The sequence below is a fragment of the Microbacterium sp. Leaf151 genome, from assembly GCF_001424225.1.
Classification (GTDB): Bacteria; Actinomycetota; Actinomycetes; order Actinomycetales; family Microbacteriaceae; genus Microbacterium.
In genome coordinates this window covers 17,805-43,181 of record NZ_LMOR01000004.1, presented here as the reverse complement: position 1 = coordinate 43,181, position 25,377 = coordinate 17,805, and the positions used below count along the sequence as shown (strand labels likewise).

The 25,377-nt window shown below is 69.5% G+C and carries 34 protein-coding genes; 16 read left to right on the top strand and 18 right to left on the bottom strand.

Annotated elements, in window-relative coordinates:
- Positions 1-35: 35 nt before the first annotated feature.
- Positions 36-848: a cytochrome bc1 complex diheme cytochrome c subunit gene (gene qcrC, locus ASF76_RS10980; RefSeq protein ID WP_055957397.1), complete on the bottom strand. Its 813-nt coding sequence runs from the start codon at positions 846-848 to the stop codon at positions 36-38.
- 16 nt (positions 849-864) lie between these two features.
- Positions 865-1,497, bottom strand: a complete 633-nt coding sequence (gene ctaE, locus ASF76_RS10975) for an aa3-type cytochrome oxidase subunit III (protein ID WP_183417929.1) — start codon at positions 1,495-1,497, stop codon at positions 865-867.
- Positions 1,498-1,682: 185 nt separating this feature from the next.
- Here ctaE and trpD point away from each other — a divergent pair, with 185 nt between their 5' ends.
- Both trpD and ASF76_RS10965 read left to right on the top strand, forming a co-directional pair.
- A complete protein-coding gene (trpD, locus tag ASF76_RS10970; protein ID WP_055957390.1) occupies positions 1,683-2,744 on the top strand; it encodes an anthranilate phosphoribosyltransferase in 1,062 nt (353 codons plus the stop codon).
- A 3-nt stretch (positions 2,745-2,747) separates the two neighbouring features.
- The gene (locus ASF76_RS10965; RefSeq protein ID WP_055957387.1) at positions 2,748-3,740 is read left to right on the top strand and encodes a PHP domain-containing protein; all 993 of its coding nucleotides are present in this window, start codon (positions 2,748-2,750) and stop codon (positions 3,738-3,740) included.
- On the opposite strand, the gene ASF76_RS10960 is transcribed toward ASF76_RS10965, so the two are convergent.
- Positions 3,741-4,652 carry a 5'-3' exonuclease gene (locus ASF76_RS10960; RefSeq protein WP_055957384.1) on the bottom strand — a complete coding sequence of 304 codons (912 nt, stop codon included), beginning with the start codon at positions 4,650-4,652 and terminating at the stop codon, positions 3,741-3,743.
- A 283-nt stretch (positions 4,653-4,935) separates the two neighbouring features.
- Here ASF76_RS10960 and ASF76_RS10955 point away from each other — a divergent pair, with 283 nt between their 5' ends.
- The 3 genes from ASF76_RS10955 to ASF76_RS10945 all read left to right on the top strand — a co-directional run bounded on the left by ASF76_RS10955 (position 4,936) and on the right by ASF76_RS10945 (position 6,959).
- On the top strand, positions 4,936-5,334 hold the full coding sequence (locus tag ASF76_RS10955; RefSeq protein WP_055957381.1) for a YchJ family protein: 399 nt from the start codon (positions 4,936-4,938) through the stop codon (positions 5,332-5,334).
- Between the two features lie 177 nt (positions 5,335-5,511).
- Complete coding sequence (locus tag ASF76_RS10950) at positions 5,512-6,186, top strand: SDR family oxidoreductase (protein WP_055959967.1); 675 nt, start codon at positions 5,512-5,514, stop codon at positions 6,184-6,186.
- Positions 6,183-6,959 (top strand): isocitrate lyase/PEP mutase family protein, encoded by a 777-nt coding sequence (locus tag ASF76_RS10945; RefSeq protein WP_055957376.1) that lies wholly within the window; start codon positions 6,183-6,185, stop codon positions 6,957-6,959. The genes ASF76_RS10950 and ASF76_RS10945 overlap by 4 nt, the downstream gene beginning before the upstream one ends.
- 155 nt (positions 6,960-7,114) lie before the next feature.
- Here the strand turns inward: ASF76_RS10945 and ASF76_RS10940 are convergent, their stop codons facing one another.
- From ASF76_RS10940 to ASF76_RS10930, 3 genes are all read right to left on the bottom strand, one after another.
- Entirely contained in the window at positions 7,115-7,765 is a 651-nt protein-coding gene (locus ASF76_RS10940; RefSeq protein ID WP_055957373.1) for an LON peptidase substrate-binding domain-containing protein, read from the bottom strand.
- A gap of 74 nt (positions 7,766-7,839) precedes the next feature.
- Positions 7,840-8,907 (bottom strand): FUSC family protein, encoded by a 1,068-nt coding sequence (locus ASF76_RS10935; protein WP_200936121.1) that lies wholly within the window; start codon positions 8,905-8,907, stop codon positions 7,840-7,842.
- Between the two features lie 3 nt (positions 8,908-8,910).
- Positions 8,911-9,279 carry a winged helix-turn-helix transcriptional regulator gene (locus ASF76_RS10930; RefSeq protein ID WP_055957370.1) on the bottom strand — a complete coding sequence of 123 codons (369 nt, stop codon included), beginning with the start codon at positions 9,277-9,279 and terminating at the stop codon, positions 8,911-8,913.
- Positions 9,280-9,371: 92 nt separating this feature from the next.
- Here ASF76_RS10930 and ASF76_RS10925 point away from each other — a divergent pair, with 92 nt between their 5' ends.
- A complete protein-coding gene (locus tag ASF76_RS10925) occupies positions 9,372-10,232 on the top strand; it encodes an SDR family oxidoreductase (protein ID WP_055957367.1) in 861 nt (286 codons plus the stop codon).
- Between the two features lie 157 nt (positions 10,233-10,389).
- Here the strand turns inward: ASF76_RS10925 and ASF76_RS10920 are convergent, their stop codons facing one another.
- Positions 10,390-10,752: a DUF2834 domain-containing protein gene (locus ASF76_RS10920; protein WP_055957365.1), complete on the bottom strand. Its 363-nt coding sequence runs from the start codon at positions 10,750-10,752 to the stop codon at positions 10,390-10,392.
- Between the two features lie 52 nt (positions 10,753-10,804).
- Here ASF76_RS10920 and ASF76_RS10915 point away from each other — a divergent pair, with 52 nt between their 5' ends.
- The 3 genes from ASF76_RS10915 to ASF76_RS10905 all read left to right on the top strand — a co-directional run bounded on the left by ASF76_RS10915 (position 10,805) and on the right by ASF76_RS10905 (position 12,905).
- On the top strand, positions 10,805-11,146 hold the full coding sequence (locus ASF76_RS10915; RefSeq protein WP_055957362.1) for a TraR/DksA family transcriptional regulator: 342 nt from the start codon (positions 10,805-10,807) through the stop codon (positions 11,144-11,146).
- A gap of 175 nt (positions 11,147-11,321) precedes the next feature.
- On the top strand, positions 11,322-11,537 hold the full coding sequence (locus ASF76_RS10910) for an SCO4848 family membrane protein (protein WP_055957360.1): 216 nt from the start codon (positions 11,322-11,324) through the stop codon (positions 11,535-11,537).
- Between the two features lie 120 nt (positions 11,538-11,657).
- The gene (locus ASF76_RS10905; RefSeq protein WP_055957356.1) at positions 11,658-12,905 is read left to right on the top strand and encodes an MFS transporter; all 1,248 of its coding nucleotides are present in this window, start codon (positions 11,658-11,660) and stop codon (positions 12,903-12,905) included.
- Between the two features lie 40 nt (positions 12,906-12,945).
- Here ASF76_RS10905 and ASF76_RS10900 read toward each other — a convergent pair whose 3' ends face one another.
- Both ASF76_RS10900 and ASF76_RS10895 read right to left on the bottom strand, forming a co-directional pair.
- Positions 12,946-13,677 (bottom strand): YidC/Oxa1 family membrane protein insertase, encoded by a 732-nt coding sequence (locus ASF76_RS10900; RefSeq protein ID WP_055957353.1) that lies wholly within the window; start codon positions 13,675-13,677, stop codon positions 12,946-12,948.
- A gap of 159 nt (positions 13,678-13,836) precedes the next feature.
- Entirely contained in the window at positions 13,837-14,115 is a 279-nt protein-coding gene (locus ASF76_RS10895) for a DUF6412 domain-containing protein (protein WP_055957347.1), read from the bottom strand.
- Between the two features lie 61 nt (positions 14,116-14,176).
- Here ASF76_RS10895 and ASF76_RS10890 point away from each other — a divergent pair, with 61 nt between their 5' ends.
- Positions 14,177-14,689 (top strand): glycine cleavage system protein R, encoded by a 513-nt coding sequence (locus ASF76_RS10890; protein WP_055957345.1) that lies wholly within the window; start codon positions 14,177-14,179, stop codon positions 14,687-14,689.
- A 48-nt stretch (positions 14,690-14,737) separates the two neighbouring features.
- Here the strand turns inward: ASF76_RS10890 and ASF76_RS10885 are convergent, their stop codons facing one another.
- Positions 14,738-15,121, bottom strand: a complete 384-nt coding sequence (locus ASF76_RS10885) for a DUF3054 domain-containing protein (protein ID WP_055959959.1) — start codon at positions 15,119-15,121, stop codon at positions 14,738-14,740.
- Positions 15,122-15,292: 171 nt separating this feature from the next.
- Between ASF76_RS10885 and ASF76_RS10880 the strand changes: the two genes are divergently transcribed.
- Positions 15,293-15,796 carry a metallophosphoesterase family protein gene (locus ASF76_RS10880; protein WP_055957342.1) on the top strand — a complete coding sequence of 168 codons (504 nt, stop codon included), beginning with the start codon at positions 15,293-15,295 and terminating at the stop codon, positions 15,794-15,796.
- A 199-nt stretch (positions 15,797-15,995) separates the two neighbouring features.
- On the opposite strand, the gene ASF76_RS10875 is transcribed toward ASF76_RS10880, so the two are convergent.
- The 3 genes from ASF76_RS10875 to ASF76_RS10865 form a co-directional block, all read right to left on the bottom strand.
- A complete protein-coding gene (locus ASF76_RS10875) occupies positions 15,996-17,180 on the bottom strand; it encodes a fatty acid desaturase family protein (RefSeq protein WP_082485015.1) in 1,185 nt (394 codons plus the stop codon).
- A gap of 167 nt (positions 17,181-17,347) precedes the next feature.
- A complete protein-coding gene (locus ASF76_RS10870; RefSeq protein ID WP_013583139.1) occupies positions 17,348-17,551 on the bottom strand; it encodes a cold-shock protein in 204 nt (67 codons plus the stop codon).
- A gap of 16 nt (positions 17,552-17,567) precedes the next feature.
- On the bottom strand, positions 17,568-17,852 hold the full coding sequence (locus tag ASF76_RS10865; RefSeq protein WP_055957339.1) for a hypothetical protein: 285 nt from the start codon (positions 17,850-17,852) through the stop codon (positions 17,568-17,570).
- Positions 17,853-18,080: 228 nt separating this feature from the next.
- Here ASF76_RS10865 and ASF76_RS10860 point away from each other — a divergent pair, with 228 nt between their 5' ends.
- Positions 18,081-18,455 (top strand): hypothetical protein, encoded by a 375-nt coding sequence (locus tag ASF76_RS10860; RefSeq protein WP_055957335.1) that lies wholly within the window; start codon positions 18,081-18,083, stop codon positions 18,453-18,455.
- Between the two features lie 51 nt (positions 18,456-18,506).
- Positions 18,507-18,998, top strand: coding sequence for a pyridoxamine 5'-phosphate oxidase family protein (locus tag ASF76_RS10855; protein WP_055957331.1), 492 nt, complete (start codon positions 18,507-18,509; stop codon positions 18,996-18,998).
- 41 nt (positions 18,999-19,039) lie between these two features.
- On the opposite strand, the gene ASF76_RS17610 is transcribed toward ASF76_RS10855, so the two are convergent.
- A complete protein-coding gene (locus tag ASF76_RS17610) occupies positions 19,040-19,168 on the bottom strand; it encodes a hypothetical protein (RefSeq protein WP_268774568.1) in 129 nt (42 codons plus the stop codon).
- Between ASF76_RS17610 and ASF76_RS17685 the strand changes: the two genes are divergently transcribed.
- Entirely contained in the window at positions 19,161-19,436 is a 276-nt protein-coding gene (locus ASF76_RS17685) for a DUF2256 domain-containing protein (RefSeq protein ID WP_327037574.1), read from the top strand. The two genes, ASF76_RS17610 and ASF76_RS17685, sit on opposite strands and share 8 nt — an antisense overlap.
- Entirely contained in the window at positions 19,433-20,872 is a 1,440-nt protein-coding gene (locus tag ASF76_RS10850) for a cryptochrome/photolyase family protein (RefSeq protein ID WP_162240819.1), read from the top strand. Before ASF76_RS17685 ends, ASF76_RS10850 begins: the two co-directional genes overlap by 4 nt.
- Positions 20,873-20,942: 70 nt before the next feature.
- Here the strand turns inward: ASF76_RS10850 and ASF76_RS10845 are convergent, their stop codons facing one another.
- The gene (locus tag ASF76_RS10845; RefSeq protein ID WP_055957324.1) at positions 20,943-21,158 is read right to left on the bottom strand and encodes a DUF2945 domain-containing protein; all 216 of its coding nucleotides are present in this window, start codon (positions 21,156-21,158) and stop codon (positions 20,943-20,945) included.
- Between the two features lie 182 nt (positions 21,159-21,340).
- Between ASF76_RS10845 and ASF76_RS10840 the strand changes: the two genes are divergently transcribed.
- Positions 21,341-22,888 (top strand): catalase, encoded by a 1,548-nt coding sequence (locus ASF76_RS10840; RefSeq protein ID WP_055957320.1) that lies wholly within the window; start codon positions 21,341-21,343, stop codon positions 22,886-22,888.
- A 136-nt stretch (positions 22,889-23,024) separates the two neighbouring features.
- Here ASF76_RS10840 and ASF76_RS10835 read toward each other — a convergent pair whose 3' ends face one another.
- The 3 genes from ASF76_RS10835 to ASF76_RS10825 are packed head-to-tail and all read right to left on the bottom strand — an operon-like array spanning position 23,025 to position 25,277.
- On the bottom strand, positions 23,025-23,600 hold the full coding sequence (locus ASF76_RS10835; protein WP_055959950.1) for a hypothetical protein: 576 nt from the start codon (positions 23,598-23,600) through the stop codon (positions 23,025-23,027).
- 40 nt (positions 23,601-23,640) lie between these two features.
- A complete protein-coding gene (locus tag ASF76_RS10830; protein ID WP_055957317.1) occupies positions 23,641-24,474 on the bottom strand; it encodes an endonuclease/exonuclease/phosphatase family protein in 834 nt (277 codons plus the stop codon).
- The gene (locus ASF76_RS10825) at positions 24,471-25,277 is read right to left on the bottom strand and encodes a glycosyltransferase family 2 protein (RefSeq protein ID WP_055957313.1); all 807 of its coding nucleotides are present in this window, start codon (positions 25,275-25,277) and stop codon (positions 24,471-24,473) included. The genes ASF76_RS10830 and ASF76_RS10825 overlap by 4 nt, the downstream gene beginning before the upstream one ends.
- Positions 25,278-25,377: the final 100 nt, after the last annotated feature.

Genomic DNA, 25,377 nt, shown 5'->3' with positions numbered 1-25,377 from the left:
CTCCTCGTGCGTTTACGTAATGTCGAAGACGACGGTCAGTTGGACTTCGCCGTGATCCACACGGTCAGGGCGATCAGTGCCCCGATACCGAAGATCCAGATGAACAGACCCTCGGAGACCGGGCCCAGCGACCCGAGGGCGTAGCCGCCGGGGGAGTCGGTCTTCTGTACGTACATCAGGTACGAGATGACGTCGCGCTTGTCTTCGGGGGTGAGGTTGAGGTCGTTGAAGACCGGCATGTTCTGCGGGCCCGTGACCATCGCCGCGTACATGTTGACGGGGGTGACCGTGTGCAGGTCGGGTGCCCACTTGCCCTCGGTCAGAGCGCCGCCGGCGCCGGCGACGTTGTGGCACATCGCGCAGTTGATGCGGAAGAGCTCGGCTCCGTGGGAGAGGTCGCCCTCTCCGTCGACGAGCTCTTCGGTGGGGTAGGCGGGTCCGGGGGCCGAGGACTGCACGTACGCCGCGATGGCGTTGATCTGCTCTTCCGTGAACTGCACGGGCTTGACCGGAGCCTGCGGGCCCTGGGCCTGCAACGGCATGCGGCCCGTCGAGACCTGGAAGTGCACCGACAGCTCGCCGACGCCGAACAGTGCGGGTCCCTGTTGGCTGCCCTCGAGGTTGAGACCGTGGCAGGTCGCGCAGTTGGCCTGGAAGAGCTTCTCGCCCTCTTCGACCGCGGTCGCGGAATTGGCCTCGCTGACGGGCGTGGTGGTGGTCGCGGCCATCGCGGCCGAGGCGCCGGCGTACGCACCTCCGGTGAGGAGGAGTCCGATGCCGATCAGCGCGGCGGCGGCCAGGGGGCTACGGCGCCCGGACGACCGACGAGTCTTCTTCTCGCGTGCCATGTGGAGTACAGCTCTCTTACTTGAGGAAGTAGATGACGACGAACAGGGCGATCCAGACGACGTCGACGAAGTGCCAGTAGTACGACACGACGATCGAGGTGGTCATCTCTTTCCGGCCGAAGTTCTTCACGGCGTACGCACGGCCGATCACGAGCAGGAAGGCGATGAGGCCGCCCGTCACGTGCAGGGCGTGGAAGCCGGTGGTCAGGTAGAAGGCGGAGGCGTAGGGGTTGGCGCTGATGGGCATGCCCTCGGCCACCAACGTCGCGTACTCCCACACCTGTCCCGACACGAAGACCGCGCCGAGGATGAAGGTGAGGTAGAACCACTCCACCATTCCCCACTGCTTGAAGCCGGTGGCCTTGCCCGTGCGGTACGGCTGGTACCGCTCGGCGGCGAAGACGCCCATCTGGCACGTGACCGACGACAACACGAGGATGAACGTGTTGACCAGCGCGAAGGGGACATTGAGCAGCTGGGTCTCTTCGGCCCACAAGGACGCGGAGGTGCTGCGGAGGGTGAAGTAGATCGCGAAGAGGCCTGCGAAGAACATGACCTCGCTGCCCAGCCACACGATGGTGCCTACGGCGACCGGGTCGGGTCGCTTCACGGCACGCACGGCCTGGGAATACGTCGCTGAGGTCGTCACCGTTCCATTATGCGCGATCCGCGGGCCCGATCATCCCATCCCCAACATGAGTTATTCCATCGTCGAGACTTAGGGAAGCCTCAGAATCCGCAAGGAATCCCCGGTACGGAGCAGGTTCGCACTGCCCCCGCCGGAGGCCCGGATCGCGACACGGCGAGACGACACGCGTGTGAAAGGATCGTCCCATGGCGGAACGCTTCACCTGGCCCGATCTGCTCTCCTCGCTGCTCGCCGGCGACGACCTCAGCGTGTCGGAGTCCACGTGGGCGATGAGACAGGTGATGGCGGGCGAGGCCACACCCTCGCAGCTCGCCGGGTTCCTCATCGCGCTGCGCGCGAAGGGTGAGACCGTCGAAGAGATCGTCGGCTTCCGCGACGCCATCCTCGAGGCGGCGGTCCCGCTTCCCGTGCGCGCGGAGGTCCTCGACATCGTGGGAACGGGCGGCGACCGTTTCGGCACCGTCAACGTCTCCACGATGGCGGCCATCGTGGCCGCCGCATCCGGGGTTCCGGTCGTCAAACACGGCAATCGCGCCGCGAGCTCGTCGTCGGGGTCGTCCGACGTGCTGTCGTCGCTGGGGATCGCGCTGACCCTCGCGCCGGAGAAAGTGGCGGAGACGCTGGATCGCACCGGCATCACCTTCGCGTTCGCGTCGGCGTTCCACCCCGGGTTCCGCCACGCCGGTCCGACACGGGCCGAGCTCGGCGTTCCGACGGTTTTCAACTTCCTCGGGCCCCTGTGCAACCCGGCTCGCGCAGAGGCGAACGCCGTCGGGGTGGCCCACCTCGACCGTGTACCGCTGATCACGGGAGTCTTCCGCACGCGTGGCGCCACCGCTCTGGTGTTCCGCGGTGACGACGGACTGGACGAGCTCACCACGACCGGGCACAGCCGTCTGTGGGAGATCAGCCGGGGCGACGTGCACGAGCACGACCTGGACCCGCGCGATCTCGGCATCCCCGTCGCCGACATCGACGACCTGCTCGGCGGGTCACCCGACCACAACGCCGAGGTGGTGCGGCGCGTGCTCGCGGGCGACACGGGACCGGTCCGCGACATCGTCCTGCTGAACGCGGCGGCGGGTCTGGTGTCGTTCCGTCTTTTCCAGGATGCGGCCGAGGTGCAGCGTCCGATCCTCGAGCGTCTCGCGGAAGCACTCGCCGACGCGGCCGCGGCCATCGACGACGGACGGGCGGCGGCGAAGCTCGACGACTGGGTACGGACCTCGAAAGAATTGTCGGAGTAGCGCGTGGATCCGCTCGAGGCGCTCACCGAGATCGCGTACCTGCTCGAGCGGGAGAGGTCGTCGCGCTACAAGTCGAAGGCGTTCCGCACCGCGGCCGCCGCGATCGAGGGGCTCATTGACGCCGAGCTGCGCGACCCGGCGCTGCGGCGGCGACCCGGAATCGGCGACTCGACGTTCACCGTCATCCAGCAGGCGTTGGCGGGAGCCGTGCCCGAGCGTCTCGCGACGCTGCGCGCCGAGTCGGCACCGACGGGTGGCGCGGAGCTGCGGGCCAAGCTGCGCGGCGATCTGCACAGCCACAGCGAGTGGTCGGACGGGCTCACCCCGATCGAGGCGATGGTGGAGGCAGCGCGGGGACTCGGCCACGAGTACCTTGCTCTGACCGACCACTCGCCGCGCCTCACGGTCGCCAACGGACTGTCGCCGGAGCGCCTCCGCGCGCAGATGGAGGTCGTCCGCGGCCACCGCGGTGACGGGTTCACGCTCCTCACCGGCATCGAGGTCGACATCCTTGACGACGGGAGCCTCGACCAGCAGGACGAGTTGCTCCGCGAACTCGACGTGGTCGTGGCATCCGCTCATTCGAAGCTGCGCATGGAACGCGGGCCCATGACGAAGCGCCTGGTCGCCGCAGCGAAGGACGCGCGGGTCGACGTCCTGGGGCACGTGACGGGACGGCTTGTCGAGGGCGCGCGGGGGACGCGACCGCCGTCGGACTTCGACGCGGCGGCCGTGTTCTCGGCGTGCGCCGACTCGGGTGTCGCCGTCGAGATCAACTCGCGTCCGGAGCGGCAGGACCCGCCCGACGCGCTGTTGACGCTGGCCATCGAGGCGGGGTGCCTGTTCTCGATCGACTCCGATGCGCACGCGCCCGGACAGCTGTCGCTCCTCGACTACGGCGCGGCGAGAGCCGAGGCGCTCGGTGTGCCGGTCGACCGCATCGTCACGACGTGGCCGCTGGAGAAGCTGCGGGATTGGCTGGAACGCTCGCGCTGATCAGCGCCGCAGCGCGGTGAGGGCGCGCGTCATCGACGAGCCGAGGTTCCACGTGTCGGCGAGGGCCGTCGCTGCTGCCTCGTCGACGGGACGGATCCGGTCGTCGTAGGGGGCGAGTTCGAGTTCGCGGGCGACGCGCACGACCGCGGGCGCGACGTCGAGATAATCGCTCGCCGTGAGGATCTTGGCGCGCTGGGCGGGAGTGCCCGCGGAGCCGTCGGCGGCGGCGGCCCGGATGCCGTCGAGATCGCCGCAGGCGGCCAGAAGCGACGCCGCAGACTTCTCCCCGATCCCCGCCACCCCGGGCAGGCCGTCGGAGGGGTCGCCGCGCAGAGCGGCGAAGTCGGCGTACTGCGCGGCGTGCGCGCCGTACTTGCCGACGACGGCGGCGTCATCGACGATTTCGAGGTTGCTCATGCCGCGCGCGGTGTACACGATGCGGATGCCGCGGTCGTCATCGATGAGCTGGAAGAGGTCGCGATCGCCGGTGACGATGTCGACCGGTGCGTCCGCGCGAGTGGCGAGGGTGCCGATGACGTCGTCGGCCTCGTGCTCGGCCGCCCCGACGATCGGGATGCCGAGTACCTCCAGCGCCGCGCGGATCACGGGAATCTGAGCCTCGAGCGGGTCGGGGACCTCTTCGATGTCGGTGCCCGCGGGCACCGCCTCGACGACGCGGTGCGCCTTGTAGCTGGGCAGGAGCGCGACGCGCCAAGCGGGCCGCCAGTCGTCGTCCCAGCACGCGACGAGACGGGTGGGCTCGTACGTCGTCACGAGCTTGCCGATCATGTCGAGCAGTCCGCGCGCGGCGTTGACCGACGTGCCGTCTGCCGCCTTCACCTTGTCGGGTACGCCGTAGAACGCGCGGAAGTACAGCGACGCGGTGTCGAGGAGCATGATGCGGTCGGTCACGGGTTCGATCCTGGCACGCGGGCACGGCGCAGGACCATGGGGCTCGTCGCATGCGGCGACGTCACCCGCCGGGCGATCGGGTGCTGGTCGTCGAGGATCGGGTGACACCGGAGCGCAACGGGAGGCGTGCCGTCGGCTGGTCGACGTCAGCGGTGCCTCCTGGGGTGGGGGCGGCGGTCGTGGTGGATGCCCGGCAGCGACCGGATCTGCGCCGGAACCTACGGGTGCGCTCGCTGTTGCACGTTCGCGATCTGCCGTGACTCTCGCGGCCTAGAGTGGCGGAATGTCTTTCGGGTCGGCATCCACTCGTCCCTCGTCTGACGCGTCGTGCCCGTGCGGGGGCGGGGTGTTCGGGGGGTGCTGCGGACCGATCCTCGACGGTGCGCCCGCTCCGAGCGCCGAGCGTCTCATGCGTTCGCGGTACACCGCCTTCGCCGTCGGTGACCGGGCGCATCTCACCCGGTCATGGCATCCGCGCACCCGACCCGATCGCATCGACGTCGACGACGGCATGTCGTGGAACGGTCTCGTGATCGAGCACGCCGCGGAGGACGGGGATGCCGCGGTCGTGGCGTTCCGTGCGGCGTGGCGTCAGCACGGGGTCGAGGGGGAGTTGCGCGAACGCAGCCGCTTCCTGCGTCGCGGGGGCCGATGGGTGTACGTCGACGGCGACGTGGACTGAGGGCGTCAACCCCGCCGCCCGATGTCGGAGGTGCTGCGTAGGGTCATGCTCGGGTCCGTGAACGCGCCTGTCCCGGCGGCGCTCACAGCGCGAGGTGATTGCGCTGCATGAGGCACCGCCCGTCCGGGTGGACCACGTGGCCTTCGAGTTATCGATCGAAAAGTGGAGGACCGTGACATGCAACACATCGTGATCATCGGAGGGCACGGCAAGGTTGCGCTGCACCTGGCGCGGCTGCTCGCCGATCGGGGAGACGAGGCCACGTCCGTCATCCGCGACGCCGGTCAGTCCGGTGACATCGAGCAGGCGGGCGGTACGCCCCTCGTTCTCGATGTCGAGAAAGCCGACGTCGACGAGATGGCGGAGGCCTTCTCTGGTGCCGATGCGATCGTGTGGTCGGCGGGGGCCGGTGGGGGCAGCGCCGAGCGCACCTACGCCGTCGACCGGGATGCTGCGCAGCGCGCGATCGATGCTGCGGCCAAGGCGGGCGTACGGCGTTTTGTCCTGGTCTCGTGGATCGGGTCGACCCCCGATCACGGGATCGACCCCGACGACGCCTTCTTCGCCTATGCCGACGCCAAGCTCGCCGCCGACGACCACCTGCGTGCGAGTGAGTTGGACTGGACGATCCTCGGCCCGGGTACTCTGACGCTCGACCCCCCGACGGGGCGCATCACCACCGCGCCGCAGGGCGAAGGAGAAGTCTCGCGGGCCGATGTGGCGGCGGTCGCCGCCGCTGCGCTCGTGCAGCCGACCACGATCGGTCGGTTCATTCGATTCGGCGCCGGGGAGACCCTCATCGCCGAGGCCATCGCCGACACCGCCATCCGCACGACAGGAGAAAACGCATGAGCACCCTTCCCGAACGGGCCCAGACTTTCGCCCAACTTCATTCCGCCCCCGAGATCCTCCGTGTCGTCAACATCTGGGACGTCATCTCGGCGAAGGCCGTGGCGGCGCTGCCCGAGACGAAAGCCCTTGCCACCGCCGGCCACTCGATCGCTGCGACCTTCGGGTACGAAGACGGCGAGAACATCCCGCTCGACGTCATGCTCGACATGGTCGGCCGTATCGTGTCCGCTGTCGACGTGCCGGTGACGGCCGACCTCGATTCCGGCTTCGGCAACCCCGGCGAGACCACGCGCCGTGCAATCGGCGTCGGTGTGATCGGGGCGAACGTCGAAGACAAGGTGCAGCCGCTCGCCGATTCGGTGCGCGCCGTCGAGGCCGTGATCGCGGCGGGCGAGGCCGAGGGCGTCCCGTTCGTGCTGAACGCGCGCACCGACGTGTTCCTCAAGGGCGGGGACCGTCCGCTCGACGACAAGATCGCGGATGCCGTCGAGCGTGGTCGCGCGTTCCTCGCCGCCGGTGCCACCACGGTGTTCGTCCCGGGGAAGCTGGATGCCGAGACGACCCGCCGTCTGGTGGAGGGGCTGGGAGATCGCAAGCTCAGCGTCATCGGCGTGCCCGGTGCGCTCACGGCGGCCGAGTACGAGGCTCTCGGCGTGGCCCGCATCTCGTACGGCCCTCAGACGCAGCGCGTCGCGCTGACCGCGTTGCAGGACCTCGCCATCGACCTCTATCGCGACGGTGTCATCCCCTCGACGGTGCGTGAGCTGAACTGAGCGGGCGTTCGGGGCCCGGGGCGCCGCTGGAAGCGGTCTCCTCGGGCCCCGAACATGCGGGGTTGCGCTCCGCATCTGTGACGTGCCGCGAGTTGGCGCGTCAGGTGGGCGGTGCTGACGTACTCACCCGCGCGGCGAGCGCACGGTGCCCGCCGTCAGTCGTCGCCGGGGTTGTCGTCGTCGACCACGATGACGCCGTCGGGCACGGGATCGCCCAACAGCGGTTCGGCGGCCAGGGTCAGGTCGATCGTCGCGCGCAGCAGCCCGCCCAGAGTCGATGAGCGCAGCAGATCCATCTGGTCGAGTTCTCCCAGCGGTGCGATCGCGGCCAGTTGCCACGCGCGGGGAAGCGGCTCCTCCGACAGCTCGACCTCGGGGTCCCACCGCGTACCACCGAACTGCCTCGCACGGGCGAGCACGCGTCGGACGATCCGTTCGGCCTCCTCGAGCAGCGGCGCCAGCGCATCGTTCCACTCCAGATCGGGTAGCGCCCGGACGTCGGCGCGGGGGTAGGGGTCGTCGTCGAGCCACTCGACGATCTCGAACCGCTCGGTTCCGCGCGCGACGATCTGCATCTGCCCCGCCTGTGGGACCACGTGGCTCAGCTGCGCCATCGTGCCCAGCGCGAAGCGCTGGTCGCCTCCACCGGTCTCGGTGCCGCGCTCGATCAGCACGACCCCGAACGCCGGGTCGGTTTCGTCGAGGAGCCGGCCGAGCATGACGAGGTAACGCTCCTCGAAGATCCGCAGCGCCAGGGGCGTGTACGGGAAGAGGACGGCGCCGAGGGGGAACATCGCGGTACCCATGCGGCCCAGTCAACCAGCGCGCAGGGCGGTGAGGGCGCGCACGGGGAAGATTCGCAGCAGAGGATGAGAGCCGGTCAGAACGCGTCACCGCGAAGCGTCTCGTGCACGCGGTGCAGATCAGTGAGCATCGACCCGACGAGCACCCAATGCGCCGGCGACGGCGTCTGGATCTGCAGGGGGCGCGTGAGGGCGGGCTCCTCTGCGGCAGACGGCTCGGTGCCACGGCCGGGGCCGGTGTCGAGTCCGAATGCGAGGCGTACGTCATGGGCCGCGCGATGCAGTTGCTCGGCGATCGCGCGCACGGCGGGTTCGTCGACGATCGACGCGTCGTAGCCGTCGTAGACCGCACGGGTCATGCCCACTGTCTGGGTGACCACCGGAGTGAACCGGTCGAGCAGGTCGCCCATCGCGGCGAGATCGGTACGGTGGCGGCGGCTGCGGGGGTTCAGGGCCAGCGAGTCCTCGCCGTCGCCGAGGGCGTCGGCCGCGGCGTCTCGAACCGGCCGCAGCAGTCGCGCCTCGAGCAGAAGACCCTCGAGCGATGACGGGGTCTGCGGAGTCTCGAGCGCGTCGGCGAGTCGCTCTAGCGAGGCGGCGAGTTCTCGTCCGAGGGTGTCGACCTTCTCTCGCGCCGGAAGCACGAGCACCGGCGGCACCAGCACCGCGTTCACGACGATGCCGATGGCGGCACCGATGAGCGTCTCGAGCACACGATCGAGGGCGTAGTTCGGGGTGGCGGTGCCCAGGGCGAGCACCAGCAGCGCGCTGATCGCGATCTGGTTCGTCGCGCCGGGCGAAATGCGGGCGGCCCACGCCACGACCAGCGCGACGCCGGCCGAAAGCAGAGCGACCCACGGCTGAGAACCGAAGGCGAGCCCCAGCAGCGCCGCGATCACGACGCCGACGATGACGCCCACGCTGCGCTCCACGGCGCGGGTGAACGACTGATTGACGCTCGGCTGCACGACCAGGAGGGCTGCGATGGCCGCGAAGATCGGGGGCGGGCCCTGCACGAGCCAGCCCGCCAGCACCCAGGCGGCGACGATTGCGAGGGCGGATTTCGCCACCTGCAGGAGCGGGACGCGGCGCGGAGTGCGCACATTCAGGCTTCCGCGCACCTGGCGCATGTCGGGAAGACGCATGGCTCACCCCTTCCGCGCGACGATGTCGTCGGCGTTGTCGGCGACCCACTCCATGAGGGGGATGACCCGAGTCATGAGATCTCGACCGCGGTCGGTGAGGGCGTACTCCACGCGCGGCGGTACCTCGGGATAGGCAGTGCGGGCGACGAGGCCGTCTCCCTCCAGCGTCTTGAGCGTGCTGGCGAGCATCTTCTCGCTGATCCCTGCGACGTTGCGACGCAGGACCCCCCAGCGTTGGGTGCCGTCGGACAGGGCGAGCAGCACGAGCACACCCCACTTGCCCATGACGTGGTCGAGCACGGTGCGGGTGGGACACCCGTCGGTGAAGATCTGCGGATTGCGACCCCGGAGATCGGCAAGACTAACGGTCATGTGAGTACCTAACCAGAAAGTGGGTACCGTCATTCCGGAATGCGCGGGCGTGGCGCAGGTTGCACACGGCGTACCCATCGAAAGGACACCCCATGACTCTTCTCGTCACCGCCGCCTCCGGCCAGCTCGGTCGCCTCGTCGTCGATGCACTGCTGCAGCGCGGTGTGCCGGCATCCGACATCGTCGCGGGCGTACGCACCCCCTCGAAGGCCGACGATCTCTCCGCGCGCGGCGTCAGCGTCGTCGAGTTCGACTACGCCCGTCCCGAGACCCTCGCACCCGTACTCACGGGTGTCGACCGCGTGCTGCTCATCTCGGGCACCGACGCCGATCGCGTCAGCGGCCACCGCAACGTCATCGCCGCGGCAAGCGATGCCGGCGTCGGGCGACTCGTCTACACCAGCGCCCCCCGCGTCGACGAGATCGACTACGCCCTGGGTGCCGACCACAAGGCCACCGAAGAGGCCATCGCCGCTTCGGGCCTGTCGGCGACGGTGCTGCGCCACAACTGGTACACGGAGAACTACCTGGATGCCGTGGCCCGCGCCGCCGACACCGGTGAGATCGTCGCCGCGGTCGGCGATGCGCGCGTCGCGAGTGCGAGCCGTCGCGACTATGCGGAGGCCGCGGCCCTCGCCCTCATCACTGACGACCTGGCCGGTCAGACGCTCGAAGTGGGCGGAGACGTGGCCTGGACGTACGACGAGCTCGCTCAGGCGGCGACCGAGGTGCTGGGTCGCCCGGTGACCTACACCGCGGTCACGATCGAGCAGCTCACGGCCGGCCTCGAGGCGGCCGGACTGGATGCCGGGACGGCGGCGTTCGTCGCGGGTATCGACGACGCGATCGCACGCGGGGCGCTGTCGCAGACCGACGGGACGCTGTCTCGGCTGCTCGGGCGTCCGACGACGCCGCTCGTCGATGGTCTGCGCGAGGGCCTCGCGACGAGCTGACGGCCGGCGCGAGAACCCCGGTACGCCGATCTGCGGCGCGATGCCTTCGTCGTGCCGTAGATCTGCAGCGCTCCGGCGAACAGTGACGACAGGAGTCCGTCCCGTGGCCGCATCCACGGGACGGGGTCCGGCCCCTCACCCCGGCGGTCGCGGGACGTCACCGATGATCGGCGGGGGAGGCGGCTGCCCGGGCGGTGAGACGGCGCTGACGCATGGCAAGGAACAGCGGATACGTGAAGGCGAATGCCGTGATCCCCGACAGCACGATGTACAGCCACGCGAACCGCATGCCGAGGCGGCGGGCCTCGACGATGATGAAGATGCTCCCCGCGATGGCGACCACCAGCAGATCGACCGTGATGGACGACACCGCCGGGCCGCTCGAGACGAGGTCGCCGACGAAGTCGCGCATCTGCACGATGGCGAGCGCGTTGAAGATCCAGGTGCCCACGAGGCCGGCGACGGCCAGCACGAGGAAGACCACGGCGGTCGGTGTCCAGTGACGGCGGAGTTCGCTCATGCGCCGATACTGCCCGAGACCCGATGTCGCAGGTGGGGGCTAGCGTCGGAGCATGGATGCCGTCACCGCCACGCGCATGCTCGATGACCGCGAACGCGAGGTCGAGCATCGCCTCAGCCGCCTCCGCGAAGACGAGGACAGTCTGCGACACGACCGCGCGGACGCGACCGCCGACGACGAGCACGACCCGGAGGGATCCACCCTGTCGGGGGAGTGGGCGCAGGTCGACGCGCTGCGTCGCGGCGCGGAAGCCGAACGCGCCGAGATCCTCGCGGCGCGGGAGCGTGTGGCATCCGGTGTCTTCGGCGTCTGCGAGCGGTGTGGGGGGCCCATCGCCGACGCACGTCTAGAGGCGCGGCCGTTCGCCCGCTTCTGTATCGCGTGCGCGTCGTGACGGCGGGGCGCTGAGCGCGGGTCCCGTGCCGTCCGAGGGGCACCGCGCGCACTCGGGTTCGGCGAGGGCCGAGCCGCAGCGCGTGATGCGTGTCGACCACGATGAACGCGTCCGTGCGCCGGGGTCGACGCCCCGCCCTGTGCTGTGCGGACGAGCGGACGCTTAGGCTCGAGGCGTGGAACCTTTGTTGATCGTGCTGCTGTTCGCCAACGCCGTGTTCAACGTCGTCGTCTGGCCGCGGTTCTACCCGCGCATCGCGAAAGATCCTCGCGCGCGGGACGCGGCCGGCAAGCCCACGCCGTTCTTGATCGTCCACACGGTGCTCATCGCGATCGCCCTCGTGCTCGCTCTGGCATCGGTGATCGCCGCGATCGCGGCGCTGGTGGGCTGATTCCGAGCTTCGGTGAAGCGCCGCAGGTAGAATGAAGCCGCGGGACTCTCCCGCCCCAAGGTGTAACTACCTGCCCGGTCCGGCAAGGCGGCACGTTCCCCCGCCCCCGGAGACCGATCCATGACATCGCCCTCGTCGCCGAGCGCCGTCGCCCACCGCCCGCTGGTCCACCACACGGGTGCGTGGTACTTCCCCGTCGCCTTCATCGCGCGGCTACCGTTCGCCATGATGACGGTGGGCGTCCTCGCCCTCGTCGTCGCCGCGCGCGGGTCCGTCGCCCTCGGCGGGCTGACGTCAGCCGCGGTCGGACTGGGGGTCGTCTTCGCCGGTCCCGTGCTGGGCGATCTGGCCGACCGTTACGGACAGCGAAGAGTGCTGGTGCCGGCCGGGGTGCTCAATGGCATCCTGCTCGCGGTGTTCCCGTTGGTCGTGGCCACCGCGACGGTCGACGGCATGCTTCTCGCCGCCGCGGTAGCCATCGGCCTCACCGGTCCGCAGACCGCGGCGATGTCGCGCACGCGGATGATGGCCCTGATCGGGGAACGCGTGCACCCCGACCGTCGTCAGCGCACGTTCTCGCGCGCGATGGCGTACGAGTCGGCCGCCGATGAGACGGCATTCGTGATCGGGCCTTTCGTCGTGGGTGTCCTGGCCGCCCTCATCGCGCCGTGGGCACCGATCGCCGTTGCCGCGGTACTGAGCTTCGTCTTCGTCACCGCTTTCGCGCTTCACCCGACCGGACGCGCCGTCCCCGAGCGGTCCGAGCGGGCGGCGATGGCGCCGTTCAGAGAGCTTCTGCATCCCCGCATGCTCGTTCTGGTGGCGGCGGTCTTCGGTGTGGGCCTGTTCTTCGGCTCGACGCTGACCTCGCTGACCGCGTTCATGGAGGCTCAGGGCGCGCCCGAGGCGGGGGCCCTTCTGTACGGGGTGATGGGCGTGGGCTCGGCCGTGCTGGCACTCGCCGTGGCCGTGCTCCCCGCGCGTTTCACGCTGCGGTGGCGCTTGATCGTTTTCTCCGTCGTGCTCACCGCGTCGGCCGGTGCGTACACCGTCGGCGGCTCCGTCGTGGCGGTGACCGCGGTGCTGTGCCTCATGGGCATCGGGGTCGGCCCCTCGCTGGTCACCCTGTTCAGCCTGGCCGGTGCCCGCGCGCCGCGCGGCCGCACCGCATCGACGATGACCCTCCTCGCCTCGGCTTTGACGCTCGCGCAGGCCGCCGCGTCGGCGGTGACCGGCGCCGTCGCTGAAAGCGTGTCGGTGTCGACGGCCATGCTGTTCCCGGACGCGGCGGCACTGCTGGTGCTCGCGATGGCCGCGGTCAACGCGTCCGCGTCACCGCGGTGGGACGCGGACGCGCGCACGGTGTGATCGGTCGGGCATCGCTGCCGCTCGGTGGTGATGCCGCCCGTCACGACGGCAGCGGGTATCGCCGTCTGAGCAGCAGTCGTTGCGCGAGCGTCCACACGGTCGTCACGGCGAGATAAAGGGCCGCCGCTACCGGAACGAACGCGGCCACCACCGCGGTGGTGAAATGCAGGGTGCCCACCATCCCCGTCATCCAGGCCGGTGCCGTCGGATCCGAGGCTGGACGCAGCAGGCGCCGCGTCGCCTCGGCGACGAGCGCGACCACGGCGACGAGTGTGCCGATGACGGCGAGGGTGGCGGCATCCGTCGTCCCCGTCGAGAGCGCGCCGATGAGGCTCCGTCCCAGCGGCACACCCAGCAGTTCATGCGCGAGCAGTGGGTTCGCCTGCCCGCCGACGGTGGGGTGCAGGAAAACGGCGTAGAGCAGACCGACCACGGGCGCCTGGGCGAGCACCGGGAGGCAACCGGCGAGCGGCGAGGTCCCCTCGTCGCGGTAGAGCCGCATCGTCTCGCGCTGCAGGCGTTCGGGGGTACGACCCCAACGTTCCCGCAGCGCACGTAGGCGGGGCGCGAGGCGGGCGCGCGTCTGTTCGGCGCGCGCTTGCGACACCCCCACCGGGATGAGCGCAAGACGCGCCGCGAGAGTGACGACGACGACGGCCAGTGCGGCAGCCGCCGTACCGGCGAGGGGGTCGAGCAGGGTGGTCAGGGCGAGAAGTGCTCGCGTAGCGAGGTCGAGCAGGAGAGCGAGAGGGGGCAGGGTGAAGAGGTCCACGGGGCGTCCGTTCGAGTGAGGCGATCACAGGGTGGATCGGTCACGGGGCGCAGGTGTCCTCCGATCTCGGGACCGAGCGTCGGGGCTGCTGCGCGCGGGCGACCGGCACCGCGCATCCCGGACGACACGACGCCCGTCGAGGGCGAGGACGCGTGCGGACTACGCGGTGCGGACCTCGTACCCAGGGGCGCGCGGGCGCGGATGCCCGGCCGCATCGGGGTCGCTCTGCGCGAGAGGGGCCGACGGGTCGATGGGCCGCGCGCACGGCGGGGGAGCATTTCCCACCAGGGCCGGCAGTACCACGAGGACGATCGCCGCGGTCACGACGACGGCGGCGGCCAGGACGAGCGCGAACAGCGGAGTGCCGCCGCCCGGCGTGAGCGCCAGCTCGGCCGAGACGAGCAGCAGGTTGAGCAGTGCGATCAGCGACGCGATCACGAACTCACCCCCTCCGGCGGAAACCCCACGGTATCAGCCAAATGCTCGCTACGCTGTCGGAATGGTCACCCTCGTGCTCACCGTCGTCGGCGACGATCGCGCCGGTCTCGTCTCCGCCGTCGCCGACATCGTCGATGCCCACGGCGGCAACTGGGAGAACAGCGAGCTCGCCGAACTCGCGGGTGCCTTCGCCGGGATCGTCGAGGTCTCCGTGTCAGCCGACCGCGCCGACGCGCTGCGCCAGGCGCTCGAGAGTCTGGCCGGAACCCTCGCGGTGACCGTGCACACCGGCTCGGCCGCCGCGTCGGCATCCGTCCCGCGCAGCGTGACCCTCGACGTGGTCGGCAACGATCGTCCGGGCATCGTGCGCGAGGTCTCCGCCGCGCTCAGCGCGCGGGGTGCGAGCATCGAGCGGATGTCGACGCAGACGACGGATGCCGCGATGGCCGGCGGACGCCTCTTCGAAGCCGCGATCACCGTGACGCTCGCCGAGGGGGTGGAGGTCGACGACCTCGTCACCGAGCTCGAGCGCCTCGCGGCCGAGATCCAGGTCGACGTCTCGCTCAGCGACTGAGATCGACGCGGCCCGTTCCCCGACGCCCCGACGTCTGCGCCGGGGCGGTCAGGCGCGTCGGGAGTAGGCCACCACAAGAGCGACACCGCGCCAGCCGAGCAGGAACAGCGCGAGCGTGATCGTTGCCACGCTGACGAACGCGATGGCGATGCCCTGGCCGCTGAGCGCTCGCAAGGTCACCCCGAGTACGACCGTCACGGCCCACACCGGCAGGCCGGTTCGCAGGACGGCGACGGGGCGACGCCAGGCACGGGTGATCAACCAGCCCGCCAGCAGGGCGACCAGGAACGGCCAGGCCGTCGTCGCCAGCCCTGTGCCGAACGGACCGAAGGCATCGCCCTCGTGCGTCGCTCGACCGATTGCCGCGAAAAGGATGACGAGAGCCGCATCCACGATCAGGGCGACGACGGGGAAGCGGCGGGGGGTGGGCACCTCTTCATTCTCGTCGCTCCTCGGGTGGTGCACGCGCATCGTCGATCCTTCGCCCGCGCGCCGCGCCCGTCGCCGAGGCGCGCGGCATCGCTCGTCGACGCGATGACGCGGGCGCCTCCGGAGGGGCGGAGTGTCGGACACGGAGGAGCCGCCGATGGGTAGCGTGGGGGAATGGCGACCCGACTGCTCCTCGTGGCCGACACGCACGTACCCAAGCGGGCACGCGTTCTCCCGGATGCCGTGCGCCGGGCGGCATCCGAGGTCGACCTGATCGTGCACGCCGGCGACTGGGTGAGCGTCGCGGTGTTCGACGAGCTGAGCGCCCTCGGGCCCGTGCGGGGCGTCTGGGGCAACAACGACGGTGACGACCTGCGCGCATGCCTGCCGGAGATCGCGCACGCCGAGATCGATGGAGTGCGGGTCGCGGTCGTGCACGAGACGGGAGCTGCGACCGGGCGGGAGAAGCGCATGGATGCTGCATTCCCCGAGACCGACCTGCTCGTATTCGGCCACAGCCACATCCCGTGGGACACGGTGACCCCGAACGGTCTGCGCCTGCTGAATCCCGGTTCGCCCACCGACCGCCGGCGCCAGCCCGCCTGCACCTTCATGACGCTCGTTCTCGCCGACGGCGACGTTCGCGACGTCGTGCTGCACGAGATCCCTCGCGCCTGACGGCGGGCACCGCCCGCGCGCACCTTCGCCGCCGCTCACCGCACGACCGGGGGAAGGGCGCCGCCGTGTCCTTCGATCGACCTTGCTGACGGACGGGTCGCTCCCCGCGTGAGCCGCGCGCCGATCGAGGCGGCGAACAGGGGCGAGAACGACGAAGGCGCCGCCCCCGAGGGGGACGGCGCCTTCGTGTGCGCGGTGATTACTTGACTGACAGGTGACGCGTCGATCCTGTCAACGGGCAGTCGAAGGGATCGCGAGCGGCGAGCCCCACCTCGTTGAGGTACCGGATGACGATGCCGTAGGACTGCAGCAGAGTGGTCTCGACGTACGGGATGTCGAGGGTCTTGCAGTGCTCGCGCACGATCGAACGGGCGCGGCTGAGGTGCGGGCGCGCCATGTTCGGGAACAGGTGGTGCTCGATCTGGTAGTTCAGACCGCCCATGAGCCACGTCGCCCACCAGCCACCGGAGATGTTGCGCGAGGTGTACACCTGCTTGCTGAAGAAGTCGAGCTTCGCGCCGGGGGCGATGACTGCCATGCCCTTGTGGTTGGGTGCGAATGACGCGCCCATGTAGACACCGAAGACGGCCAGCTGAACGCCGAGGAACGCGAAAGCCATGCCGAGCGGCAGGAAGACGAAGACCGGGGTGATCACGAGCGCGTGGCGCAGCGCGAGCAGGCCGAGCTCCTGCCAGCGGCCCTTGATCTCTTCGCGCGAGGACAGGTGGCGAAGCGCGAGGAAGTGCAGGTTGAGACCCTCGAGCGTGAGCAGGGGGAAGAACAGCCAGCCCTGACGTCGGGTGATCCAGCGCTGGATGCCGCGCGCCTTGGCGGCGTCTTCGTCGAGGAACGAGATCGTGTCGATCTCGATGTCGGGGTCTTTGCCGACGCGGTTCGGGTTGGCGTGGTGGCGGGTGTGCTTGGACGCCCACCAGGACTGGCTCATGCCGACGATGCCGTTGCCGATGATCAGGGCGAGGCGGTCGTTGGCGGGCCCGGAGGAGAGGATCTGGCGGTGATTCGCCTCGTGGGCAAGGAAGGCGACCTGGGTGAACAGGATGCCGAGGGCCGCGGCGATCAACAACTGGTACCAGCTGTCACCGAGAAGGACGAATCCGGTGATGGCTCCGGCGAAGCCGAGGCCGACCGCGATCGCGACGAGGACATAGAAGCGGGGGGTCCGAGCCAAGAGCCCGCTCTCGCGGACGACCTGAGACAACTCTGTGTAGGCCTTGGCGATGGGGGGAAACTCCGTGGTGCCGGAGTACGTCTGACGAACGGGGCCGAGGCGGGACTCGACGATGGTGGAGGCGATGGAACTTCTCCTCGGATCGGGGGTGACCCTGGTGGGGAGCCGGGCGGTTACCCGGGCTGAGGCCCACATTACGTGCCCTCGTATGAGGCCCCCGGAATACATCCGCATGTGCAGGATGCTCACGGCAAACGGTAACTCCCGTGACGTGTTTCGACCGATGTCACGGCGGTCCGGAAACACCGGAAGCCGGGCTCATCGCGTCTGCGACGAGCCCGGCTTCCGGGTCTCAGCGGAGCTTAGAGGGGGCGGATGTTCGCCGCCTGCATGCCCTTGGGGCCCTGCTCGGCGTCGAATTCGACCTTCTGCGCTTCCGTCAGCTCCTTGAAGCCGTTGCCCTGGATCGCGCTGAAGTGCGCGAACAGGTCGGCGGAGCCGTCATCGGGAGCGATGAAGCCGTAGCCCTTTTCGGAGTTGAACCATTTCACGGTGCCAGTGGCCATCGTGTTTCCTCTTTATTCATGTTGGGCCGCAGACGCGACCGTGGGCGCCGCTCCGACGCGTGCGGAGCGGACGGGGACGCCGCGGTACCGAGTCGGTACCGCGGACGCGGTGGCCGTCGACCGCAGCCTGAGCTGCGTCGACGGAGATATGGAAGCCGAGATTCTCGCCGAGGGGACCCTGGGCTTCGAAGCCCGAGGTGCCCGCGCCGACGAAACCGGCGTAGTCGGATCCGGCCATCGCGACGTAGACGTCGAGATCGGCCTGGCGCCACGATAGTGGCGAAGGGTGAAGCAGAGACACAAGAACTTTCCGCGAGTGCGACGCGAGGACCGAAGCCGTCGAGCGGGGCACGCGATGATTGAGGGCAGGATTGCTGTCGTAAACGGCTCGGCGCCGTGCGCCCGGCATCTCAGCGATGAGGCGGGCGTCGATGAAGCAAGTCCCAGAACGAATGAGACCAAGCTAGCACGGAAGTCTGGACGGTGCCGGGGAGTTTCCCCCGTCGACGTCGTCGACTGCACTGGAGTGATGGCATCCGGGAATGCGGGAGAACCCTCCGACGACGAGAGATGGCTCGTCATCGACGGTCGCCGCTGGCGCCGAACGGACCCGGCCCTGCCCACCGACATCGCCGACCGCCTGCGCTCGCACCTGGGGCGGGCACGCGCGGCCGTCCGCACGGCGAAGCGCTCGGAGGATCCCGCCGTGCTGGCCGCCGTGCGTCACCGCGTGGGGGTGGCGAAGGCGGGCCTGGGCGAACGCGGCCCTCGCTGGTGGGATGGCGCGGTGCCGGCTCGCGTGGAACGCGCCCGGGCGGCTCTCGACGAGCTCGACCGCCTCGCCCCGCCGGTCGAGGGCGGTCGCGCGGCGAGAGCAGACGCCGACGCCGACGTCAACACGTAGCGAGTGTGCGCGCCCACGCGGTGGGCTGGAGCCTTCGACGAGAGGAATGACATGTCATCCACCGGATCCGAGCTGGACACGCTCAACGAGCTTCTGAAGAAGTTCCGCTTCGCGATGGTCACCACGCGCGCGGAGGACGGCGCTTTGCACGCGCACCCGCTCACCGTGCAGGAGACCGAGAGCGACGGCGACCTGTGGTTCATCGTGGGCAGCGACGCGTCGGCCGTCTCGCATGTGCGGCGCGACCCGAAGATCGGTCTGTCGTTCAGCTCCGACAGCACGTGGCTCTCGCTCGCGGGTAAGGCCGAGGTCGTCGACGACCTGGCGAAGCTCAAGGAGCTGTGGTCGACGAGCGTCGAGGCGTGGTTCCCTGACGGTCCCGAGTCGCCCGGCGTGACGCTGCTGCGGGTGAACACCCTGAGCGGTGAGTACTGGGGTAGCGCAGGCGGACGCATCGCCACCGCCATCGCGCTGGTGACGTCGAAAGTCACCGGCGAACGCCCCCAGGGCGGAGAGAACGAGAAGTTCGACCTGCCGGACTGACGGAGCGGGCCGGAGTCCCGCGGGGCCCCGGCCCGTCTCCCTCAGCCGGACGGGTTCTCGACCGGTGTGCCGTCGTCGTCCGTGGAAGCGGGCATGCGCGCGCCGTCGGCGGTCTCGAGCTCGTCGGGGCTGTCGGCGTCGTCGCGGGGTCGTTCAGATGTGATGTCCATGGTGAGACTCGACCATGAAGGCGGCGGATCGCGCCCGGGCCTTGCGCGCACCCGATCTTCGTGTCAGCGCAAGCCCCCACGGCACGGAGGGCCCTCTTGCGACGATGACGCCATGTCACGACCTGAGGTGCGCTCCAAGCCCTGCGCATTCTGTGGGCGCTCGTTCACCGACCGCAAACGCTGGAACGGCCGCGATCAGTGGGACCAGGTGCTTTATTGCTCGCGCGGATGCCGGGCGAACGCAGCGAAGCAGAGGCGGCACGCGTGAGGGCGGCCCTGATCCTCGCCACGCAGCAGTTCGCCGAGCACCCCGCGTACGCCGACGGCGGCATCGATGAGTTCTTCTTCATCGAGTCGGCGCCGCGGTTCCGCAAGATCCCGTATCACCGGCACAAGATCGTGCTGCTGATCTCCGCCATGCGGCACACCGCGGCCCGGCTGGAGGCTGACGGTAAGACGGTCCGCCGGATCGCCCTCGGCGACGACCTCGCGTTCAAGGCTGGACTCGAGAGCCTGCTCAGGGAGCACCGCGTCACGGAGTTGACCTGGATGAGCGACCCGAACCGTCCGGTCGACGAGCGCATCGCCGCGATCTGCGCCGCCCACGACGTGGACACCGACGTGCAGTCCGACGGACTGTTCATCACTCCCGAAGAAGAGGTGGACGGCTGGTTCGCCGAGCATCCGACGCCGCTGATGGAGGACTTCTACCACTGGCAGCGCCGACGAACCGGCATCCTGATGGACGGGGGCAAGCCCGCGGGGCGCCGGTGGAACTTCGATGCCGACAATCGCAAACCGCTTCCGAAGAAGGGCGTCGACATCCCGTCGCTCCCGCAGCCGGAGCACGACGAGATCACCCGGACGGTCATCTCCGAGGTCGACGAGATGTTCCCCGAGCACCCGGGCACAGCGGGCGAGTTCTGGCTTCCGGTGACCCCCGAGGACGCCCGCGCGTGGCTCGATGTGTTCGTCGCCGAACGGTTGCACGACTTCGGCCGGTACGAGGACGCGATGAAGGCCGACGAGCCGTTCCTCTTCCATGCGGTCATCTCGCCGATGCTGAACATCGGACTGCTCACGGTCGAGGAGGTCGTCGCCGCAGCCACGCGCACCGATGCACCCCTGGCATCCGTCGAGGGGTTCATCCGCCAGGTGATCGGGTGGCGCGAATACATGCGCGGCATGTACAGGGCGCACCCGGAGCTCGAGCGCGTCAACGCCCTTCACCTCGACGGGCGCATCCAGAAGTACTGGTACTCGGGTGAACGGATGCCGAGTGACCTGCCGGTTCCGGTGCGCACGGTCCTCGAGCGCGTGCACCGGTGGGGCTATGCGCACCACATCGAGCGGCTGATGGTGCTGGGCAACTGGTTCCTGCTGCAGGGCTACGCGCCGCGCGAGGTGAACGCGTGGTTCCTCGCGCTGTTCGTCGACGCGTACGACTGGGTCATGGTGCCGAACGTCATGGGGATGAGCCAGTTCGCCGACGGCGGGTTCGTCGCGACCAAGCCCTACGTGTCGGGCGGGGCGTACCTGCAGAAGATGGGATCGTGGTGGCCGTCGGCGGCGGATGCCAAGGACTCGGTCTTCACCGACGCGTACTGGTCGTTCCTCGAGCGCCACGAGGATGTGCTGGCCGGCAACCATCGTCTGAGCCTCGCCCTGGCTCAGATGCGCAAGCGGCGCGACGCGAGGGGGTAGGTCCGCAGGCTCCGACAGGCTCACCGGCCGGGGTGAGTGGCCGCTGAGCCCGTCGGAGCCTGCGCGGGTGTCAGCTCTTCAGCTTGTTCAGGGCAGAGGCCTTGTGCGCGGCCTTGGCGCCGGATTTTTCCGACTTCACGATGAAGGCCGGGTCATCGTCGGATGCCGTGAACTTCTGCCCGTCGTGCTCGAAGTCCTTCGTCTTCTTCTCCACGACCTCGCCCTGCGTGCGCCCCTGCGGGGTGTCCCAGCTGACCCGGTCGCCTTTCGAGAGATCCTTCGCCATGACGCGTCCTTTCCGTTGATGTGGGCTCATGCTCGCCGTCGCCGGGCACCCGGATCCGGGGATTGACACCGTCCCGGCCCTACGTGTTCACCGGTGGATCCGCAATGCCTCAGCGATGTCGGACCTCCTGCGTACCGTCGGATGGGGCCCCGTTCATCGCGGCCCACGACGTGAGGAGAGCAATGACCGAGTCGACCACCGCCAACGACCCGACCACCGCCAACAACGGCGCACCCATCGCCAGCGACGAGCATTCCCAGAGCGTCGGAGCCGACGGCTCGATCGCGCTCACCGATCACTACCTGATCGAGAAGCTCGCGCAGTTCAACCGCGAGCGCGTGCCCGAGCGCGTCGTGCATGCGAAAGGCGGCGGTGCCTTCGGCACGTTCCGTACCACCGGCGACGTGTCGGCCTACACGCGGGCGGCGCTGTTCCAGCCGGGTGTGGAGACCGAGATGCTCGCGCGTTTCTCCTCCGTCGCCGGCGAGCAGGGCAGCCCCGACACGTGGCGCGACCCGCGCGGATTCTCGCTGAAGTTCTACACGACCGAGGGCAACTACGACCTCGTCGGCAACAACACCCCCGTCTTCTTCGTGAAGGACGGCATCAAGTTCCCCGACTTCATCCGGTCGCAGAAGCGCCTGCCCGGCAGCCACCTGCGCGACAACACGATGCAGTGGGACTTCTGGACGCTGTCTCCCGAGAGCGCGCACCAGGTGACGTGGCTGATGGGGGACCGGGGCATCCCGGCATCATGGCGACACATGAACGGGTACGGATCGCACACGTACCAGTGGATCAATGCCGAGGGCGAGCGGTTCTGGGTCAAGTACCACTTCCACACCGACCTCGGACACAAGACGCTCACGCAGGACGAGGCCGACCAGATCGCAGGGCAAGACGCCGACTTCCACATCCGCGACCTCTACGCCGCGATCGAGCGCGCCGAGTTCCCCACGTGGACGCTGAAGGTGCAGATCATGCCCTACGAGGATGCCAAGACGTATCGCTTCAACCCCTTCGACCTGACCAAGGTGTGGCCGCACGACGACTACCCCGAGATCGAGGTCGGCACGATGGAGCTCAATCGCAATCCGGGCAACTACTTCGCCGAGATCGAGCAGGCGGCGTTCGAGCCGTCGAACTTCGTGCCTGGCATCGACGGCAGCCCCGACAAGATGCTGCAGGCGCGCATCTTCAGCTACGCCGACGCCCACCGCTACCGCGTCGGCACGAACTACCAGCAGCTGCCGGTGAACCGTCCGCACACGGAGGTGCACTCGTACTCGAAGGAAGGCGCGATGCGCTACGAGTACAACCCGCCCGAGGTGCCCGTCTATGCGCCCAACTCGGTCGGAGGCCCCGCGGCCGATCCGCGACGCGCGGGCGACGGCGGCTGGCAGAGCGACGGCGACCTCGTCCGCTCGGCGGCCACCCTGCACCCCGAAGACGATGACTGGGGCCAGGCCGGCACGCTTGTGCGCGAAGTCATGTCCGCCGAGGAGCGCGACCGTCTCGTGGAGACCATCACGGGTCACGTCGGGGGAGTCACACGCGCTGATGTGCGCGACCGGGCCGTGCAGTACTGGAAGAACGTCGACGCCGGGATCGGCTCCCGCGTCGAGGCGGCCCTGCCGCCGCTGGAGGGCTCGACCGCACCCGGTGAGCAGTTGAGCGAGCCGAACCCCGACGGCGACCTCGTCGGAACGGATGTCGCTGGAAAGATCTGAGCCACGGTCTCACACCGTGAGACTGCATTCCGCCGACCCGACGGTTGCCCGCGGCAACGGGTTCGTCAGCGAGGTGCAGTCTCACGGAGAGCCCGTCGGGCTTCGCCGCGCGGCGCGTCCGGTGTGCCGACCTGGCTCAGAGAGGTGCCCGATCTGCCCGCGTCAGCCGCAAGCGGGATGCGAAGACACCCACGAGAAGCGCCCCCGCGCCACCCGCCATCATGTCGCCGATGGTGTCGTCGTAGGTCACGAAGATGGCATCCGTGATGAACCGGTAGCCGAACCACTCGACCATCTCCCACACGGCCGACAATGCCAAGCCGGCGATGGTCGCGACCACGATCGGCGTGCGTCGACGTCCCGTCGGGGCGACGACGCCCCCGTCGTCGAGCAAGACCAGCGCGACGGCCGCCAGCACCCCGGTGCAGACGAGGTGCACGATGAGGTCCCACCCCGTCCACGCCCGGTAGAGCTCCAGCACGTTGCTGCCGGCGGCGACGAACACCGTCACGCACGTGATCAGGTCCAGCCCCGAACGCAGCCCGATCATGCGCGAGAGCATCACGGCCGGCAGCGACATCGACAGCACGGCGAAGTCGGTGAACGGCAGCGTGAACAGCGACACCAGCACGAGCACGATCGCCGTGGCGCGCACCGCATCGGCCAGCCAGTCGGTGACGGTGCGCGGCGGGCGCTTCAGGTTCGCGTACATGGCCCGGATCATCGGCATCCCTCCCGCGTCGCACGGGTGATCAAGAGGTGGCTCCGCCCGGAATCCGCACGACGGCCTGCACGGGCAGATGATCGCTCGGCCACTGCGTTCCGGTCGGTCGCGGGTCGATCCCAACGGCTCGCACACCCACATCGGGCGTCGTCAGTACCGCGTCGATCCGCCGAGCACCCTGCTGGGGGCGACGGTAATTGTTGAACGTGCCCCATTCGGCCGTGCGGCGAGCCGGCGCATAAGACCACGTGTCCACGAGCAGCCCGTCCGCGAACATCTCCGCGAGCTCGCGCGAGCGCACGGGGGCGTTCACGTCGGCGGTGAACAGCAGCGGACCCCGGTGAGCGGCGACGAGGTCGTGTAGCCAGGTGGCTGAGCGTCGGCGCGCGCGGTGCGAGAAGGCATCGAAGTGCGTGTTGACGAAGGTGAAGCGGGCGCCGGTGGCGTGATCGCGCAGGTGGGCGATGACCGCGACGCGGGGGATCGTGTTCCCCCACCCCGTCGAGCCCGGGACGTCGGGGGTGTCCGAGAGCATGACCTGCTCCCAGCTCTCGACCTCGATACGGTCGCGGTCGTAGAAGAGGGGCGTGCCCTCACCCCCGCGGTCTTTGCCGCGCCCGAGACCCACACGCCCGTACTGCGAGCCCAGCGACTCCTGCACCCACCGCGCCTGGTCGGGCATCGCCTCCTGAGAACCGAGCAGATGCGGACGGTTCGCGCCGAGGAAGGTGCGCAGACGCTGCTTGCGCATCGGCCAGCGGTCGGCCGACGGCCACGTGATGCGCTCGAACCGCCGCCGGATGTTGAAGCTCATCACGTGCAGGTCGGGTGCCTCCACGTTCGGGAACAGGATGCCGGTCATGCGCGGGCCGCCTCGTCGCGGTCGACGGCGCGGACCTCGAGAGGACGGGAGTCCTGCAGCCGACGCCCGCGCCACACCCGCATCCACCGCGCCGGGGGGATATCGGTCGGCCAGTGCGCGAACACGGTGCCCGCCCCGCGGCGGAAGCACCGCGCGAACCGACGGGGCTCGACCGTGCGCGAGGACACGCGCATGTGCTGACCCGAGACCCGGCGGATGCGGTGGCCGACGCCCAAGTGGTACGCCAGGTCGAGGTCGTCGTGCAGTTCGGGGTCGAGGTGCACCTCGTCGCGCACGGCGAGCCACGCCCGACGACGGAACGCCATGTTCGACCCCCACAGCGGTGTGTGCCCGAGCGCGGGGAACGCGAATGCGTGGTAGGTGCCGAGGAAGACCCGGGCCATCGTCACGCGTCGGGAGACGGGTCCGTCATGGAAAACGGCTCCGCCTGTGACGGCATCCACTCTCTCTTCGCTCAGCGCGTCCACCATGCTCGCGACCCAGGTGGCGGCGGGGAGGCTGTCGGCGTCGAGGCGCAGGATGAGATCGAAACGCGCGGCGTCGTAGCCGGTGGCGGCCGCTGCGGGGATGCCGCGTTCACCGCAGGACACGACGCGCGCCCCCGCGGCGCGGGCGATATCGGCGCTGTCGTCGGTGGAGCCGTTGTCGACGACGACGATCTCGTCGGCGGCGACCGTCTGCGCGGCCAGCGCCTGCAGGCAGCGCCTGAGGTGCGGACCGTCGTCGCGGACGGGGATGACGACCGACACGGTCGCGATCGACGACGCGGAGCCTTCTGGCACGCTTCCTCCCGGGGACGAGTCCTCTCACGCTAGGCGATGCGCACCCCGCGTTTCCCGGCTTGACGCCCGCTGGTCCGGATGACACGCGCACGTGCGGGGT

Excerpts from the sequence above, each read along its gene's own strand:
- qcrC (WP_055957397.1), bottom strand. The coding sequence starts at position 848 with ATGGCACGCGAGAAGAAGACTCGTCGGTCGTCCGGGCGCCGTAGCCCC.
- trpD (WP_055957390.1), top strand. The coding sequence starts at position 1,683 with ATGGCGGAACGCTTCACCTGGCCCGATCTGCTCTCCTCGCTGCTCGCC.
- ASF76_RS10955 (WP_055957381.1), top strand. The coding sequence starts at position 4,936 with ATGTCTTTCGGGTCGGCATCCACTCGTCCCTCGTCTGACGCGTCGTGC.
- ASF76_RS10950 (WP_055959967.1), top strand. The coding sequence starts at position 5,512 with ATGCAACACATCGTGATCATCGGAGGGCACGGCAAGGTTGCGCTGCAC.
- ASF76_RS10945 (WP_055957376.1), top strand. The coding sequence starts at position 6,183 with ATGAGCACCCTTCCCGAACGGGCCCAGACTTTCGCCCAACTTCATTCC.
- ASF76_RS10940 (WP_055957373.1), bottom strand. The coding sequence starts at position 7,765 with ATGGGTACCGCGATGTTCCCCCTCGGCGCCGTCCTCTTCCCGTACACG.
- ASF76_RS10935 (WP_200936121.1), bottom strand. The coding sequence starts at position 8,907 with ATGCGTCTTCCCGACATGCGCCAGGTGCGCGGAAGCCTGAATGTGCGC.
- ASF76_RS10930 (WP_055957370.1), bottom strand. The coding sequence starts at position 9,279 with ATGACCGTTAGTCTTGCCGATCTCCGGGGTCGCAATCCGCAGATCTTC.
- ASF76_RS10925 (WP_055957367.1), top strand. The coding sequence starts at position 9,372 with ATGACTCTTCTCGTCACCGCCGCCTCCGGCCAGCTCGGTCGCCTCGTC.
- ASF76_RS10920 (WP_055957365.1), bottom strand. The coding sequence starts at position 10,752 with ATGAGCGAACTCCGCCGTCACTGGACACCGACCGCCGTGGTCTTCCTC.
- ASF76_RS10915 (WP_055957362.1), top strand. The coding sequence starts at position 10,805 with ATGGATGCCGTCACCGCCACGCGCATGCTCGATGACCGCGAACGCGAG.
- ASF76_RS10905 (WP_055957356.1), top strand. The coding sequence starts at position 11,658 with ATGACATCGCCCTCGTCGCCGAGCGCCGTCGCCCACCGCCCGCTGGTC.
- ASF76_RS10890 (WP_055957345.1), top strand. The coding sequence starts at position 14,177 with ATGGTCACCCTCGTGCTCACCGTCGTCGGCGACGATCGCGCCGGTCTC.
- ASF76_RS10880 (WP_055957342.1), top strand. The coding sequence starts at position 15,293 with ATGGCGACCCGACTGCTCCTCGTGGCCGACACGCACGTACCCAAGCGG.
- ASF76_RS10875 (WP_082485015.1), bottom strand. The coding sequence starts at position 17,180 with ATGTGGGCCTCAGCCCGGGTAACCGCCCGGCTCCCCACCAGGGTCACC.
- ASF76_RS10870 (WP_013583139.1), bottom strand. The coding sequence starts at position 17,551 with ATGGCCACTGGCACCGTGAAATGGTTCAACTCCGAAAAGGGCTACGGC.
- ASF76_RS10860 (WP_055957335.1), top strand. The coding sequence starts at position 18,081 with ATGGCATCCGGGAATGCGGGAGAACCCTCCGACGACGAGAGATGGCTC.
- ASF76_RS10855 (WP_055957331.1), top strand. The coding sequence starts at position 18,507 with ATGTCATCCACCGGATCCGAGCTGGACACGCTCAACGAGCTTCTGAAG.
- ASF76_RS17685 (WP_327037574.1), top strand. The coding sequence starts at position 19,161 with ATGTCCATGGTGAGACTCGACCATGAAGGCGGCGGATCGCGCCCGGGC.
- ASF76_RS17610 (WP_268774568.1), bottom strand. The coding sequence starts at position 19,168 with ATGGACATCACATCTGAACGACCCCGCGACGACGCCGACAGCCCCGAC.
- ASF76_RS10845 (WP_055957324.1), bottom strand. The coding sequence starts at position 21,158 with ATGGCGAAGGATCTCTCGAAAGGCGACCGGGTCAGCTGGGACACCCCG.
- ASF76_RS10840 (WP_055957320.1), top strand. The coding sequence starts at position 21,341 with ATGACCGAGTCGACCACCGCCAACGACCCGACCACCGCCAACAACGGC.
- ASF76_RS10835 (WP_055959950.1), bottom strand. The coding sequence starts at position 23,600 with ATGTACGCGAACCTGAAGCGCCCGCCGCGCACCGTCACCGACTGGCTG.
- ASF76_RS10830 (WP_055957317.1), bottom strand. The coding sequence starts at position 24,474 with ATGACCGGCATCCTGTTCCCGAACGTGGAGGCACCCGACCTGCACGTG.